At 39.8% G+C, this 14,470-nt stretch carries 15 protein-coding genes; 10 read left to right on the forward strand and 5 right to left on the reverse strand.

Annotation, left to right across the window (positions count from 1 at the left end):
* Positions 1 to 65 precede the first annotated feature (65 nt).
* Positions 66 to 1,151 (forward strand): hypothetical protein, encoded by a 1,086-nt coding sequence (locus PSR12_RS08705; protein WP_274772688.1) that lies wholly within the window; start codon positions 66 to 68, stop codon positions 1,149 to 1,151.
* 99 nt (positions 1,152 to 1,250) lie between these two features.
* Here PSR12_RS08705 and PSR12_RS08710 read toward each other — a convergent pair whose 3' ends face one another.
* The 4 genes from PSR12_RS08710 to PSR12_RS08725 form a co-directional block, all read right to left on the reverse strand.
* The gene (locus tag PSR12_RS08710) at positions 1,251 to 1,856 is read right to left on the reverse strand and encodes a response regulator transcription factor (protein WP_221680835.1); all 606 of its coding nucleotides are present in this window, start codon (positions 1,854 to 1,856) and stop codon (positions 1,251 to 1,253) included.
* On the reverse strand, positions 1,853 to 2,965 hold the full coding sequence (locus PSR12_RS08715) for a sensor histidine kinase (protein ID WP_274772690.1): 1,113 nt from the start codon (positions 2,963 to 2,965) through the stop codon (positions 1,853 to 1,855). The genes PSR12_RS08710 and PSR12_RS08715 overlap by 4 nt, the downstream gene beginning before the upstream one ends.
* Positions 2,925 to 4,106: a DUF418 domain-containing protein gene (locus PSR12_RS08720; protein WP_257521884.1), complete on the reverse strand. Its 1,182-nt coding sequence runs from the start codon at positions 4,104 to 4,106 to the stop codon at positions 2,925 to 2,927. The genes PSR12_RS08715 and PSR12_RS08720 overlap by 41 nt, the downstream gene beginning before the upstream one ends.
* 154 nt (positions 4,107 to 4,260) lie before the next feature.
* Entirely contained in the window at positions 4,261 to 4,872 is a 612-nt protein-coding gene (locus PSR12_RS08725; RefSeq protein WP_221680838.1) for a class I SAM-dependent methyltransferase, read from the reverse strand.
* 230 nt (positions 4,873 to 5,102) lie between these two features.
* Here PSR12_RS08725 and PSR12_RS08730 point away from each other — a divergent pair, with 230 nt between their 5' ends.
* Complete coding sequence (locus PSR12_RS08730) at positions 5,103 to 5,345, forward strand: hypothetical protein (protein ID WP_004229360.1); 243 nt, start codon at positions 5,103 to 5,105, stop codon at positions 5,343 to 5,345.
* 49 nt (positions 5,346 to 5,394) lie between these two features.
* Here the strand turns inward: PSR12_RS08730 and PSR12_RS08735 are convergent, their stop codons facing one another.
* Positions 5,395 to 6,444 (reverse strand): NAD(P)/FAD-dependent oxidoreductase, encoded by a 1,050-nt coding sequence (locus PSR12_RS08735; protein WP_221680839.1) that lies wholly within the window; start codon positions 6,442 to 6,444, stop codon positions 5,395 to 5,397.
* Between the two features lie 147 nt (positions 6,445 to 6,591).
* On the opposite strand from PSR12_RS08735, the gene PSR12_RS08740 reads away from it, so the two are divergent.
* The 8 genes from PSR12_RS08740 (at position 6,592) to efeO (ending at position 14,464) form a co-directional block, all read left to right on the forward strand.
* On the forward strand, positions 6,592 to 7,380 hold the full coding sequence (locus tag PSR12_RS08740; protein ID WP_004229357.1) for an ABC transporter ATP-binding protein: 789 nt from the start codon (positions 6,592 to 6,594) through the stop codon (positions 7,378 to 7,380).
* Positions 7,381 to 7,393: 13 nt separating this feature from the next.
* On the forward strand, positions 7,394 to 8,320 hold the full coding sequence (locus PSR12_RS08745; protein WP_004229355.1) for an iron-hydroxamate ABC transporter substrate-binding protein: 927 nt from the start codon (positions 7,394 to 7,396) through the stop codon (positions 8,318 to 8,320).
* A gap of 23 nt (positions 8,321 to 8,343) precedes the next feature.
* Positions 8,344 to 9,345, forward strand: coding sequence for a FecCD family ABC transporter permease (locus PSR12_RS08750; RefSeq protein ID WP_048390305.1), 1,002 nt, complete (start codon positions 8,344 to 8,346; stop codon positions 9,343 to 9,345).
* A complete protein-coding gene (locus tag PSR12_RS08755) occupies positions 9,338 to 10,345 on the forward strand; it encodes a FecCD family ABC transporter permease (protein ID WP_221680840.1) in 1,008 nt (335 codons plus the stop codon). Before PSR12_RS08750 ends, PSR12_RS08755 begins: the two co-directional genes overlap by 8 nt.
* Positions 10,346 to 10,502: 157 nt before the next feature.
* On the forward strand, positions 10,503 to 11,444 hold the full coding sequence (locus tag PSR12_RS08760; protein ID WP_274772695.1) for a nuclease-related domain-containing protein: 942 nt from the start codon (positions 10,503 to 10,505) through the stop codon (positions 11,442 to 11,444).
* 357 nt (positions 11,445 to 11,801) lie between these two features.
* Complete coding sequence (locus PSR12_RS08765) at positions 11,802 to 12,221, forward strand: MarR family winged helix-turn-helix transcriptional regulator (protein ID WP_112117833.1); 420 nt, start codon at positions 11,802 to 11,804, stop codon at positions 12,219 to 12,221.
* 11 nt (positions 12,222 to 12,232) lie between these two features.
* Positions 12,233 to 13,432 (forward strand): MFS transporter, encoded by a 1,200-nt coding sequence (locus tag PSR12_RS08770; RefSeq protein WP_274772698.1) that lies wholly within the window; start codon positions 12,233 to 12,235, stop codon positions 13,430 to 13,432.
* Between the two features lie 162 nt (positions 13,433 to 13,594).
* A complete protein-coding gene (efeO, locus tag PSR12_RS08775; RefSeq protein ID WP_274772700.1) occupies positions 13,595 to 14,464 on the forward strand; it encodes an iron uptake system protein EfeO in 870 nt (289 codons plus the stop codon).
* Positions 14,465 to 14,470 lie beyond the last annotated feature (6 nt).

Raw genomic sequence — 14,470 nt, forward strand, 5'->3', positions numbered from 1 at the left:
GTTTAGATATGGAGCTTATGATAAATTTTGTAAACTAAATAACACCATAAAGGAGTGTTCAACAAATGAAATTAAGAAAACGCATTGTCCCAGCAGCATTAGCTTTATCCGTATTATCAGCAGGTCTAGTAACCGTAGGCGAACAACTAAATGCAGATGCGGCAAGCAATAAAGCAGTAGTAGCAGCGGAAAACGAGCAAGTAGCTAAAATTACAAACATCAAGTCATTAAATACAATGACCCTACAAATTACATTTAATCAGCCATTGGCAGCAGCTGATATAGACCTCAATCATTTAGATGCTATAAAAAAACATTTTACGTTTAATGGAGATTTAGAGATTGTCAATGTGCCACGCTTAATGACCGGCTCTAAGCGTACATATATTGTACCAACAACATTCCAAGAGGATGATTTTATCTATACATTGAGCTATAAAGAGCAACGCAATAAGGTTTTTGATGGCACAGATGAAAAGGTATATGTACGCAATGTGGAGCAAGTCACAAATGATACATTCACATTGGAATCCTTTCAGGAGGATGGCGTAGTAGATTATGCTAATATTATTGAAGCCTATCGCGCGAGTCGAGGAGATTTAGCATTTAGCTTAGATCGTCATAATCGAGATGCTAGCGGAAAACGCTTTGATGTTATTTCCTCATTACGTGATCGCTATGTGACAGTGAAAACAAGTGAGGGAGAAGAATTTGTAGCTAATTATGTTCCATTTACACAGGCAGCTGATGGCAGACAAGCTCCTCAATTTAGACTCCCTGCTGGCAAAGTTTTAAAACCAGGTGTGACTTACCGTGTGTACGCACAATGGGCGGAAATAGATGTAAAGAGCTTTGTAGCGAACGAAATCGCGCCACTCAGCCTGCAGTCAGTGAAGGCCATGGATGAAAAATCCTTTGAATTACAATTAAGAAACGATCCGCAATCTGATTTACTTGCTGGCCGAAGTGTAGCGTTAAAAGGCAGTGATGGGAGTACATTGCAAGCACAATATCGTTATTCATCACGTAAAGGTGCTATAGGTATTTTTGATCTAACGAATGGTGGTACGTTGAAAACAAATGTCAGCTATACCGTAACCCCATTAAACAACTGGGCTACAGCAACCAATTTAGTTCTACAAGGAAAATAAACGTTCTTTTGCTTAATAATGAATCTGTCATTTGAAACCTAGGAACGTGTCTTATGCTACCATTGTAAAAATCTCGTCACAGCTGTGGCGAGATTTTTTTTATAGCCAGCCTTTTTCGCCTGCTACCTGAGCGGCTTGCTGTCTAGATTCAACTTGTAGCTTTTGAATAGATGTGGATAAATAATTGCGAATCGTGCCCTTCGTTAAAAATAATTGCTTACTGATTTCGTTTGTGGTCAAGCCTTTTTTGACTAGCTGAAGCACCGCAATTTCTCGTTCATTTAAAGGGTTTGACTCCTTCATAAATAAGGAGGCGGCTAAATCCTTGCTGACCACCTTTTCTCCCTGCATGATTTTTCGTATAGTAGCGATTAAATAATCAATGGGTTCATCTTTCAATAGATAGCCGTGTACCTCGCAATCCATTGCCTTCTGCAAATAGCCAGGGCGTGCAAAGGTTGTCACAATCATTACCTTGCAAGGGAGGTTGGCCTGTTTAATCTTTTCAGCAAGCTCAAGCCCTGATAGATGGGGCATTTCAATATCGACTAGGCAAATATCTGGTGGCTCCTGCTGGATCAATTCCCATGCTTGTTGTCCATCCGCCACCTCAGCTATGACTTCAATATCAGGCTCAAACGCTAGTAGCGAAGTTAGGGCACCACGTAACATTTGTTGGTCTTCTGCTAGTAATACACGTATCATGTTAGAGGCTCCTTTCCATCTTGAATTGGTAGAGTAAGTGTGACGCTGGTGCCTACTGGTGTGTCACTTTCAATCAGGGCATAGCCTTGCAGCATATGCATTCTTTCTTTTATGGAGTGGATGCCATTCCCACGTGCTTGTGACTGTAAACCGATGCCATCGTCTTTCATCACAAGTGTATAGTGTCCAGCACAACATTGAATGGTGAAATGGCATTTTTTTGCCTGACTATGCTTGAGAATATTCGTAGTCGTCTCTCGTACACATAGAGCAAGCATCGTTTCCTCCACACTAGAAAGTACGATTTGAGGACAATGATTGTCAAGGGTTGTCGTAATATTCGCGCTTTGTAAAAGCTGTTGGCAATGGATAAGCTCCGTGTGCAGTGAAATAAAATTCATATCAGACACAAGCTCACGTACTTGTTTTAAGGCGGTACGGGTAGTGGCTAATATGTCATGTAGCTCAGGCTTCACGCTTGAAGGATCTCGGTCAATCAGTTTGGTCGTTAGTTCGGTTTTTACTTTAATCATTGTGAGCGTATGGCCAATTGTATCATGAAGGTCTCTAGCGATCCGTTGTCGTTCCTCTTGCTGAACAAGCTGAGTATTTACATCTGCCAGTTCAGCTTGCAGATTTTTGGACTTTTCCACAAAATAAATGAGAATCGGGAGCACTAGTTGAAACATCATAATCGGTACTAGTACCTGTGATTCCTTCGGTAAAAGAGAGTCGGTTGTCATGTACAAAACCGTCAAAAACATGACAGCGATGGCTACAATTCCACAGGCAATATGCCATTTTGATTTTGCCCGTCCTAGTAAATCGGCAAAGGTAAAGCCAAAAATAAGCATAAAAGGATCGACAATTATGCTAAGTAAGGTGATCAGGACAAAGGCTACTAGAGATGCAGCAAGTAGCCTCCAATCTCGATGCCATAAAGCAATGTAGAAGGCTATTAGGTATAAAAGGAGCACTGTTATTTTCATAGCTAAGGGAAGGGAATGAGACCCTAGTACTAGTGCGAATAGGAAAATGACAGAAGCTGCATCAATGATTAAATAATGCTTAATTTGTTCTCTTGGATATATTTTTATTACTAGCACCATCCTTTGTTGCTGATTGCTGTGTCATCGCTTGAAGGGCTTTTTTACGAATCCATTCCATAGGGCCCATTTGAAATTGCTGTAACCAAGCAAATGCTATAACAAGTTGTAAGATTGATAGAGATAGCCAAATACCAATGACAGAGAAGCTATTGACTTGCCCACCTAAGCCAAGCCCCCAGCCATAAAAAATAATCGACGCAAGCACGTTTTGAAGGACATAGCAGCTTAAAGACATTTTACCGACATGAGCAAAGCGCTGCCAAAGCCAGTCTAGCTTCTTATATTCTACCAGTTTACCTAAAATTCCAATATAGCCAATGGATAGAATAGGGGCACAAAGATAGCGAACAGGTAAATCAAAAAGCCCCCCAGGAATAAAAATAAGCAGATTGATAGGAAAGCCAATGAATACACCGATTTTAAAGAGCTTTTGTCGAGTTTGACGTCCTTTGTCTGTTGGTGAAAATACCCCATTACGCATGAACCTCACGCCAAGTAAAAATAAAAAGACATTCATTGGGATAATAAATATAGCTTCTGAGCGATAAAATAAAAAGTTTGTGAGACGATGCTGCACCTGTGCAAACCATGTACCATGTTCATAGAGCTCAGTAACGGACGCCATGCCATTTAAGGAAACACCCGCTCCTTGTAAGGTACTGATAAAAATAAGCAGAATCAATAGGATGTGAAAGCCACCAAAAAAATAAAAGGCTCCTGTCATGACCTTATCACCCAAACGTACAATAAAAGCGACGATGAATGCTGTAACAGCATAACTCATTAAAATATCATACTCCATCACAAGCGTGTAGTGCAGTAGCCCCTCTAACCCTAAAAAAACGATAGTCCACAGGTACACTCCTGGCCAAGCTGTACCTCTACGTAAGGCTTGCTGATATTTTAATTGTAGACCTACACCGAACATAATTGTTAACAATCCAAGCAGCTTGCCATTAACGAAAAATAATACAACCATACGTAAAAAATCATTGAAGGACCACCAACCAGAATAATCACTTGTGGTGATATACGATAAATCACCAAGATAAGCAAATATCCAAATATTTGTACCAAGCGTTCCTAAGACGGCAAAGCCTCTTAACATATCGATAAAGGGAAGTCTTTGTTGTGTTTGCATAAGTTCGATCACTCTTTCTTTGTTTTCTTACCTTAAGGATAAGAAAATCTCAAAAAAAAACCTATTCACACCAGTCAAAGAATCTTGATGACAGGTGTCATAAAGTATGCTGTGACAGCACAAAAAAACCAGCAACGCTTTTGCTGCCGGCTCATTATTTTGTACAAGTATAGATGCGATAGTCTAAAATGTCTTCGTATTTTTCATTCATGGCAATATGCTGATCCATGATTTCATAGAATTCCGATTCTAGATCTGTGGAAACTTGAAATTCAGGCTTGGATGAGATGGATTTGTTTTTTTGTATATGGATATCATAAAAACCAGCCTGTTGCAGTAGTCTTACCCAATCCTTTTTCCTGAGGAGAGACTGAAAGCCGTAAAATTGTTGGAGGTCGTCTGCAAGTTCGGTACGAAGTGTTTTAGGAATAGTAAATTCGATAGCAATAAAGCGGCCACCTTTTTTCAATAAACGATAAATTTCCTGCAAAGCCTGCTGCAAATTAACAAAAGCCAGAACCGACTCAGCTAGAATCAAGTCAAATGTCTCGTTCGCTAACGATGTTTGTTCAATAGAGCCTTGCAGAAGTTTAACAGGTAGACGCGCTTTATCCATACGCTGACGAGCCTTTTCTATCATGATGGGCTGAATATCGAGACCTGTGACGTTTGCTTGATAGGAAGATGCTAAATAAGCAGCCGTTTGCCCTGTACCACATCCCACATCTAAAATATGTGCGTTTTGCTCGATATTCTCTGCTTGCAAGACAGCCTTTGATAGATTAATGCCCCCAGGATGTGCGCCTCCGACCCCGAACTTAGCTAAAAAGGTAAGATAATGAGAGCCTTGAATAGTACCACCTTCTTTTTTCTTATAGTATGACAGAGAAATTAGTATGGTTCCCTTATTATTTTTAACCTCTTCTCCAAAAGTCTAATTCGCTATAAAAATTTTCACATATACTAGTTAGAAGCTTTCAGATAGGGGGTGTATAAATGCCATATTTTCAGCCGAATGCTAGAAGAGGTCCATATCCGCCAAACAATAGGCAATATTTTGGCCCACCTTTTCGAGGTAGGATGGTGCAACCATACTATTCTCCCAATCAGCAACAGCAAGGTCCTAGATTAGGAAATTTACCAGATCATTTAAATACAATTATGGGGCATGCTGGGACGATTACAAATGGAGTAAATATGTTGAGACAGATGGGAGCGTTATTAAGTTTATTTAGATAAAATCAGAAACCCTCTTAAGATCAGGATCTTAAGAGGGTTATATTTAGGTTTAGTGGGCTGGTGCAAATTGCTTTTCGATAATAGAGCGATTTTTCTCTTTAAATAGCTCATTATGTGAGGACACCATGCCATGACGATAGGCAGTTGGTTCTAAATACGTTTTTATAGAATTGACTGCATTGGCTGCATCTTGGAAAGTGCCAAGTAACAAATTAATTTTTCCATCAAATGATAAAATATCACCTGCTGCAAAAATACCTGGCTGTGCTGTTTCACCTGTTGCTTTTCCTTCAACATAATAATCATCCTTTTTTGGAATGGCAATGGCCTCATCAAATGCAAGAGACGCCTCACGATTATAGCCATGACTGACGATTACCTCATCAATTTGACGCGTATAACTTTGCTTCGTTATCATATTCTCACATGTGACTAATTGAATAGCCGTTTTATCAGTATTTGCGGAAAGCTTTGTAATCGTTGTATTACACTCAATGCGCACACCTGCATCCAGTGCTTCCTGTACAGTGGCTTCGTGAGCTGATAGATTCTCTTTGCGGTAAACAACCGTTACGCTTTTGGCAATCGGACTTAATTCAACAGCCCAATCAATGGCTGCATTACCACCGCCTGAGATGATGATATCCTTATCGACAAAACGTTTATATGATTGCACAGTGTAATGTAGATTGGCCATTTCATATTTTTCAGCGCCCTCAAGTGTTAGCTTTTGAGGGCTAATAATGCCGCCACCTACAGCTAACAGTACCGTTTTAGAATAATGCTTTTCACCAGCTGCTGTATGTATCACAAAAATATCATTGTGACGTTCAATTAAATCCACTTTTGTACCTGTCAAAATAGTAGGATCAAATGTTTTAGCTTGCTCGATTAATTGTTTAACAAATTGTTCGCCCAAGACGGGAGGATGCCCCCCAATATCCCATATCAGCTTTTCAGGATAAAGTAATACTTTACCGCCAAGCTGTGGTTGACTTTCTAATAATTTTGTTTTTAAACCCCGTAAACCACTATAAAAAGCACTATATAAGCCAGCTGGACCGCCGCCAATAATTGTCACATCATACACATGCTGCATTTTTATTGCCACATCCTTAACAAATAGTAAAAAAGTAATTGACAAAATCTTATCAGATAACTAGACTAATTCTAGTGATAATGATTATCATTTTTAACTTTGAATATCATAGCATGGAAAGAAGTAAAAAGAAAGTGAGGGTCCGATTTGCGTTTAGAAGTTGAATCGATTCGTGTTGGTTATGAGAATAAAACGATTGTGCATGACTTATCGCTGCAAATTCCTGATGGCAAAATCACGACAATCATTGGTTCAAATGGTTGTGGAAAATCAACCTTGTTAAAGGCTATCACACGGATTTTAAAGCATGAGAGTGGACAGGTCGTATTAGATGGTCAAAATATCTCCAAGATGAAAACAAAAGAGTTAGCAAAAGAGCTGGCAATCTTACCACAGAGTCCAGAAAGTGCACATGGTTTAACAGTGGAAGAGCTTGTATCCTACGGTCGATTTCCTTATCAAAAGGGCTTCGGGAATTTATCACAAAAAGATAAAGATGTTATTGGCTGGGCTTTACAGGTAACCAAAACAGAAGAATTCCGTTTACAATCTGTAGATGCTTTGTCTGGTGGACAACGTCAGCGCGTATGGATTGCGATGGCATTGGCCCAAGAAACCGACATTATCTTTTTAGATGAACCAACAACTTATTTAGATATGGCTCATCAGCTAGAAGTTTTAGAGCTACTTTACAAGCTGAATGAAGAACAGGGGCGCACAATTGTCATGGTCCTCCATGATTTAAATCAAGCGGCACGTTTTTCAGATTATATTGTAGCGCTTTCACAAGGTGAGCTTGTAAAATTCGGAACGGCTGAAGAAGTGATGGTTCCAGAAGTATTGAAAAAAGTATTTAATATAGATGCAGTTATTGGCAAAGATCCACGAACAAACAAACCAATGTGCATTACATATGACTTATTACAAACCATTTAAAAGGAGAATAACAATGAAAAAGTGGCTTTTACCAATGTTTATGATGCTTGTCCTAGTACTTGCAGCATGTGGCAGTAAGGAAGAAAAAACAGAGAAGGCGGATGAGGGCTCAAAAGAGGAAGCTTCATCAGAAACAATCACATATCAATCAGAGTCAGGTCCTGTAGAAGTACCAGCAAATCCGAAACGTGTTGTTGTACTATCTTCTTTTGTAGGAAGCTTATTACAGCTTGATGTAAATGTTGTTGGTGTGGATGCATGGGCAGCAAAAAATCCCAACTTTGAAGATGCAATTAAAGATGCTGTCGTAGTTGAAAATACAGATATTGAAAAAATTCTTGAGCTAGAACCAGATTTAATTATTGGCTTAAATGGTATTGAAAATGCTGATAAATTAGCAGAGATCGCGCCAACTGTATTATTTACGTATGGTAAAGTAGACTATTTACAGCAGTTCATCGAAATCGGTAAAGTTGTGAATAAAGAAAAAGAAGCAACTGCTTGGGTAGAAGATTTTAAAACACGTGCAGCAGAAGCTGGTAAAAAGATTAAAGAAAAAATCGGTGAAGATGCGACTGTAACAGTAGCAGAGAACTTTAATAAACAGTTCTATATTTATGGCGATAACTGGGGTCGTGGAACAGAGATTTTATATCAAGAAATGGGCTTGAAAATGCCTGAGAAAGTAAAAGAAACAGCGTTAGAGCCTGGCTACTATGCCATTTCTCAAGAAGTTTTAGGGGAATATGCAGGTGACTACGTGATTTTTAGTATGTTCCAAGATCAAGATAATTCCTTTACAGATGCAGCATGGTTTAAAGATTTAGAAGCAGTGAAAAATGGTCATTTATTTGAAGTGAATGCAAATGCCTTTTATTTCAATGACCCTATCACATTAGAACATCAACTGAAGTTCTTTGAAGAGAAATTTTTACAATAATTAGTAGAGAGTAGCGAAGGCGAATGACAAAGTTTCGAAAGCTTCCATTTTGGCTTCAGGTATTGCTTGCATTGCTTGTATTAATTGGTACTGCCAGTATCTCGCTGTGCTTAGGGGCAGCGAATACAAGCATTCAAGATGTCTTTCAAGCAATTGTCGGACAAAGTGGAGGTAAACATTACACGATTTTACGTGAAATTCGATTTCCTCGTATCATTGCAGCTATTTTTGTTGGGAGTGCCCTCGCTGTCGCTGGGGCGATTATGCAAGGGGTTACACGAAATCCATTAGCTGATCCAGGGCTGCTTGGTTTAACGGCAGGGGCAAATGCTGCCCTTGCTTTAACAATGGCATTCATCCCTAAATTCTCGTATTATACGTTAATTTTAGCCTGCTTTGTTGGAGCGGGAATCGGAATGATGTTAGTTTATGGGATTGGTGCCTCTACTAAAAAAGGCTTTTCCCCTTTAAAGCTTGTTTTAGCTGGTGCAGCTGTCACAGCATTATTACAGGCAATCGCTGAAGGGACAGGCATTTTATTTCAAATTTCCAAGGATGTATCCATGTGGACAAGTGGCGGTTTCATTGGCACAACATGGCAGGCATTATTGATCGTACCTGTTATTATTATTGGCTTACTGCTTTCATTTGCTTTTAGTCGTCAATTAACGATTTTAAGCTTAAATGAGGAAGTAGCAGTAGGTGTCGGACAAAATACTACGCTCGTAAAGGGTGTAATGATGTTCGTTGTAGTTATTCTGGCAGGCTCTGCTGTGGCCCTCGTCGGAAATCTAGCTTTCGTTGGCTTAATGGTACCGCATATTGTCCGCGCGTTTGTTGGGACAGACTATCGTTTTGTCTTACCGATGAGCGCCATTGTTGGTGGCTGGTTTATGGTGTTGGCTGATTTTGCAGGGCGCATGATTAACGCACCTTATGAAACGCCAGTTGTCGCTATTATTTCGATTTTAGGTCTTCCATTCTTCCTATTATTAGTGCGGAAGGGAGGACGTCAATTTGTTTAAAGAAGGTCGCAAAAAACAACGTAAATGGTTACTCATATGGCTTGTGGTAACCTTGTTCATTTTTATTCTAGGGATTTCATTAGGTGCTGCTTCGGTTTCTATTGACCGAATTCTTCCAACCTTACTGGGCGATGGTAGTTTTAAAGAGTCCTTTGTGCTCTTTTCAGTCCGTTTACCTAGAATGTTTGTGCTAGCGTCTGCGGGTATGGCATTAGCACTGGCAGGGGCCGTATTGCAGGGCGTAACCCGTAATGATTTAGCAGACCCAGGAATTATAGGTATCAGTGCTGGTGCAGGTGTTGGGATTACTGTCTTTTATTTGCTAGTAGATGGCGACCTTCCTCACTTTGCCTATATTTTACCGATTGTCGGCTTTTGTAGTGCCTTTGTGACAGCACTGGGTATTTACTTTTTCTCTTATCAGCGTAATAAGGGTGTCCATCCTGTGCAGTTTATTTTAGTAGGGGTAGGCGTAGCATCAGCCTTATCCGGGGTCATGATGGTATTAATCTCCTCTGCTGAACGGAGCGATGTACAATTTATTGCACAATGGCTAGCCGGAAATGTGTGGGGCACAGATTGGCCATTTTTCTGGGCGCTAATGCCTTGGCTTGTACTGGGCATCCCTTACATTTTCTATAAAGCCAACGTGTTAAACGTCTTAGCCATGACGGAGCAAACAGCAGTCGGTCTTGGTATGAACATTGGGAGAGAACGTTTCCGATTATTAATTGTTGCGGTTGCACTAGCGGCTGCCGCTGTATCCGTAACAGGGGGCGTAGCCTTCATCGGTTTGATGGCTCCCCATATTGCAAAACAGCTCGTTGGTCCACGCTACCAATTCTTTTTACCACTGACGCTATTCATTGGCGCAAGCTTGCTAATGCTCGCTGATACCATTGGACGTGTTGCTATTGCAAGTGCAACGGTTCCTGCTGGGATTGTTGTTGCATTTATTGGCGCACCTTATTTTCTGTATTTATTGCGGAAGAGTGTCTAGAAAAGTACTAATCAAAATTGAGTGATGCTCGAAAGAAAAGACTTTTGTTTTAGCGAAAATAGGGAAATTTTTATTTTAGGCATTCTATATAGCAAGTTTTTAGGAACCTCATTCTTTGAGGTTCTTTTTTTATATAATCATGGCAGGAGGTGATTAGATGATTTTATTAGAACGTCAAACATCAGAGACACAAAAGATGCTAGAGGCACTTGTACAAAGACTTCCTATTTCCCATAGTAAATACACATTATATTGTGAGCATTTAAGGCGCCTACAAGCAGGACTCGCTGGTGAACAGCTCGTTGATGCAAAATGGCTTGAACTAGACTTACCAATCCATCACTATTTTCTTCATGACTTTCAAACAATGAATGACTTCGGTTCTACCCATCAAATGGACACCATCTTTCTCTGTCCTCACTTTTTACTCATCCTAGAAATCAAAAATATTACAGGCAAACTTTCATACGATGCTTCGTTCGCTCAATTAACACGTACGACCGCAGATGATAAGGTCGAAGGCATGACAGATCCATTTCTTCAGCTAGACCGGCATGTAGTATGGATGAAGAAGCTATTACAGAGGGAACGCATCGATTTACCAGTTTTGCATGCGGTGGTATTGGCAACGAGAAATGGTATTTTGACAAAGGGATTTGAGGGGCTGCCTATCTTTCATGTGGCAGGGTTACGATTTTATTTACAAAAATGGATGGAGCATTATCAACCTAGGGAAAGAGTTGATCTTTTACAATTAGTCAACCTTCTATTATCCCTGCACACAAAGTTGAAAAAAGAGGTAGAGGTGCCGCTCAAGGAAATAGTGAAAGGTGTGCTATGTCCACAATGTGTTAATGGGCAGCGATTATCATATCACTATAACAAATGGACGTGCCCAAGCTGTGGATTGGTGGATGATGATGCATTGCTTCGAACATTAGAGGACTACAGGTTACTAATCGGGCAGCAGCTGACCAATCGAAGCTTCCGCGAATTCTTTGGCATTGACTCTCCCGATTTAGCATACAAGTTGTTGCAACAACTCCCATTGAAAGCGGAGGGTGTCAAAAAGCATCGGAAATATTGGATTAAGGAATAACGAACTAAGAGCTACAATTCAAGCGGTCTGAATTGTAGCTTTTAGTGTTGTAGTGGGTTAGGGTGCTTGAAGTAGGTGGATAGAATGCTGAAAGTGACGGATAGAACAAAGAAAGTAGCGGATAGAACAGAGAAAGTGGAGGATACGCTTCGTGTAGGTGGATAAAATGCTGAAAGTGACGGATAGAATAAGGAAAGTAGCGGATAGAGCAATAAAAGTGAAGGATACCACTCAGCAATTATCCCACTCTAGCAGTACACACCCCCAAGAGCGGTGTTTCGCTTATTTCCTACTAGACAAATAGAGTTTTTAGGTATATAGTTAGCTAGGCTAACTAATATAAAAGGAAGTGATAGTGTGACAATTGAACAGGAATTTTTTAATCAGTACCGCTTAATGTATCGGCCGTTTATTAACCAGCTGAATGTGCAGCTTGAACCCTATCAGTTATATAGCTCGCAGTGGGCAGTGCTTCGTTTCTTGAATGATAAGGGTCCACATTCATTTGTTGATATCGCGAATTTCATGTCTATAGAGAAGCCAAGTGTCACGAAGCTTGTACATAAACTTGTGGAGCTAGGCTATGTGGAAACGATGACGGGCAAGGATAAGCGTGAAAAGCTGGTACACCTATCAAAGCATGGGGAAGAGCTTGTGCAGGAAATAAAGTCGCATCTAAATCCGTTTTTTGAGCAGGCTTTGGCAGGCGTGCCAAAGCAAGATATTGACATTGCGACACAGGTTTTAGCAAGAATTTGTATGAATATTAATCAATAGGAGAGAGTAACGTGGAAGCAGCCAGAAAGAAACTATGGACAAAAGATTTTTTAATTGTCTCACTTATTAATTTTACCATTACGTTAATCTTTTATTTATTAATGGTTACGATTGCAGCATATGCGGTGGAGCATTTTAATGCCGCTACAAGTACAGCGGGGCTTGTATCGAGTATTTTTATTATCGGGACACTATTAGGTCGTCTTGGGACAGGGCGTATTATTGGAGACTGGGGTAGCAAAAAAACATTATTTTGTGGACTATTATTATTTATGTTATCAACAATGTCTTATTTTATAGCAGGCAATTTACCGCTGCTGATGATCAATCGTTTAGTACAGGGGATTGCACTAGGGATTGCAAGTACAGCAACAGGTACCATTATTGCACAAATTTTACCAGCTGAGCGTCGTGGCGAAGGGATTGGTTATTATAGCTTAAGCGCCATTTTAGCCACAGCCATTGGCCCATTTGTTGGCATATTATTAACACAGCTATTTGCAGATTATCGTATGATTTTTGCAGTTGATTCTGTGTTAGCGATTATTTGTTTCTTTATGTATTACATTGTGACCGTGCCAGATGCACCGAAAAAAGCGAAGGATACAGCTGTAAAGGCAGGCTTTAAAGTGACGAACTTTATTGAAATGCGTGCAGTACCGATTGCCTTTGTGGCACTTGTGATTGGCTTTGCTTATTCAGGTGTGATGTCGTTTATGACGTTTTATGCAAAGGAGCTTGATTTAGTATCAGCAGGTAGCTACTTCTTTATTATCTATGCCATTGTCATTTTGGCTACACGTCCATTTACAGGGAAATTGCTTGATACAAGAGGGGCGAATATAATTATCTATCCATGCTTAGTGTTGTTTGCAATAGGTATGTATGCCTTTAGCTCAGCAACCACTACGATTGCCTTTTTAATCGCTGCCGCTTGTATCGGGATTGGCTATGGAAACTTCAACTCGGTGGCACAGGCAATTGCCATCAAAGTAACACCAAATGAGCGTTTAGGCCTTGCGACATCTACGTATTTTATTTTTTATGATTTAGGCTTAGGTGTCGGGCCTTATTTCTTAGGCTTATTTGTACCTTCTATGGGCTACAGCTCGATTTTCTTTTCGATGGTCTTTGTTATTATAGTGTCGATTGTGCTTTATTACCTTTTACATGGAAAATATAAAAATTTGAAACAAGCAAAAATTTTGTAGATTAGAATCATTATATTGTAGAAAAAACGTCTTTTTTCTAGTTGTTCGTAAAGAATAACTGAAAAATGACGTTTTTTTCTATTTACAAAAATATATGTTGCAATGGATGATGATAATCATTATCATCACAATATAAAACAAATTCGGAAGTAGGTACGAAGTATGAAAAACAAATCATTTTTGTCGGTATTAGTAGCAGGAGGCATTTTAATGGCTGGCTGTGGCAATACAGAAGAAGTAAAAAAAGAAGATAAGCCAGCAACAGAACAGGCGGAGCAAGCTACAAAAGAGGTGGATTTATCTTCTGAATTATCAGCCTATCAACAATTTGCGTTAGAGCAAATGGATCAATTTTTACTAGATACAGAGAAATTTGTGAACCTATTCAAAGCAGGCGATATTGAAGGGGCAAAGGCAGCGTATGCGCCAGCACGTATGTATTTTGAACGCTCTGAGCCAATTGCGGAAAGCTTCGGTGATCTTGACCCTCGCATCGATGGACGTTTAGCAGATATTCAAGAAGAAGGTAAGGGTGAGGAAGAATGGTCAGGCTACCATAAGCTTGAGTATGCTCTTTGGGAAGAAAATACAACAAAAGGTTATGAGGCTGTAGCAGATCAGCTTCTTGCAGATGCGAAGGAATTGCATGCACTTGTGCAAACAGTGGAAGTGACACCTGACTTAATGATTACAGGTGCAGTAGATTTATTAAATGAAGTATCAACATCTAAAATTACAGGTGAGGAAGAAATTTACTCTCATACAGACCTTTATGATTTTAAAGCGAATATTGAAGGCGCAGAAAAAATCTTTGAGATTTTACGCTCAAAATTAGAAGCAAAAGATTCTACATTAGTGGCAACACTTGATGAAAAATTCAAAGCAGTGGACGATTTATTAGCACAGCATGCAACGGCTGATGGTGGCTATATATCTTACGAAGAATTAACGGAGGAAAACACAAAAGCACTAGCAGCAGCGGTGAATCAGCTTGGAGAACCATTAAGTCAAATGGGTATCATTTTGGAGTGAACATAA

It is taken from the genome of Lysinibacillus sp. G01H, assembly GCF_028872195.1.
GTDB lineage: Bacteria > Bacillota > Bacilli > Bacillales_A > Planococcaceae > Lysinibacillus > Lysinibacillus capsici.

Coding starts and splice junctions, on each gene's coding strand:
- PSR12_RS08705 (WP_274772688.1), top strand. CDS start 66: ATGAAATTAAGAAAACGCATTGTCCCAGCAGCATTAGCTTTATCCGTA.
- PSR12_RS08710 (WP_221680835.1), bottom strand. CDS start 1,856: ATGATACGTGTATTACTAGCAGAAGACCAACAAATGTTACGTGGTGCC.
- PSR12_RS08715 (WP_274772690.1), bottom strand. CDS start 2,965: ATGGTGCTAGTAATAAAAATATATCCAAGAGAACAAATTAAGCATTAT.
- PSR12_RS08720 (WP_257521884.1), bottom strand. CDS start 4,106: ATGCAAACACAACAAAGACTTCCCTTTATCGATATGTTAAGAGGCTTT.
- PSR12_RS08730 (WP_004229360.1), top strand. CDS start 5,103: ATGCCATATTTTCAGCCGAATGCTAGAAGAGGTCCATATCCGCCAAAC.
- PSR12_RS08735 (WP_221680839.1), bottom strand. CDS start 6,444: ATGCAGCATGTGTATGATGTGACAATTATTGGCGGCGGTCCAGCTGGC.
- PSR12_RS08745 (WP_004229355.1), top strand. CDS start 7,394: ATGAAAAAGTGGCTTTTACCAATGTTTATGATGCTTGTCCTAGTACTT.
- PSR12_RS08750 (WP_048390305.1), top strand. CDS start 8,344: ATGACAAAGTTTCGAAAGCTTCCATTTTGGCTTCAGGTATTGCTTGCA.
- PSR12_RS08760 (WP_274772695.1), top strand. CDS start 10,503: ATGATTTTATTAGAACGTCAAACATCAGAGACACAAAAGATGCTAGAG.
- efeO (WP_274772700.1), top strand. CDS start 13,595: ATGAAAAACAAATCATTTTTGTCGGTATTAGTAGCAGGAGGCATTTTA.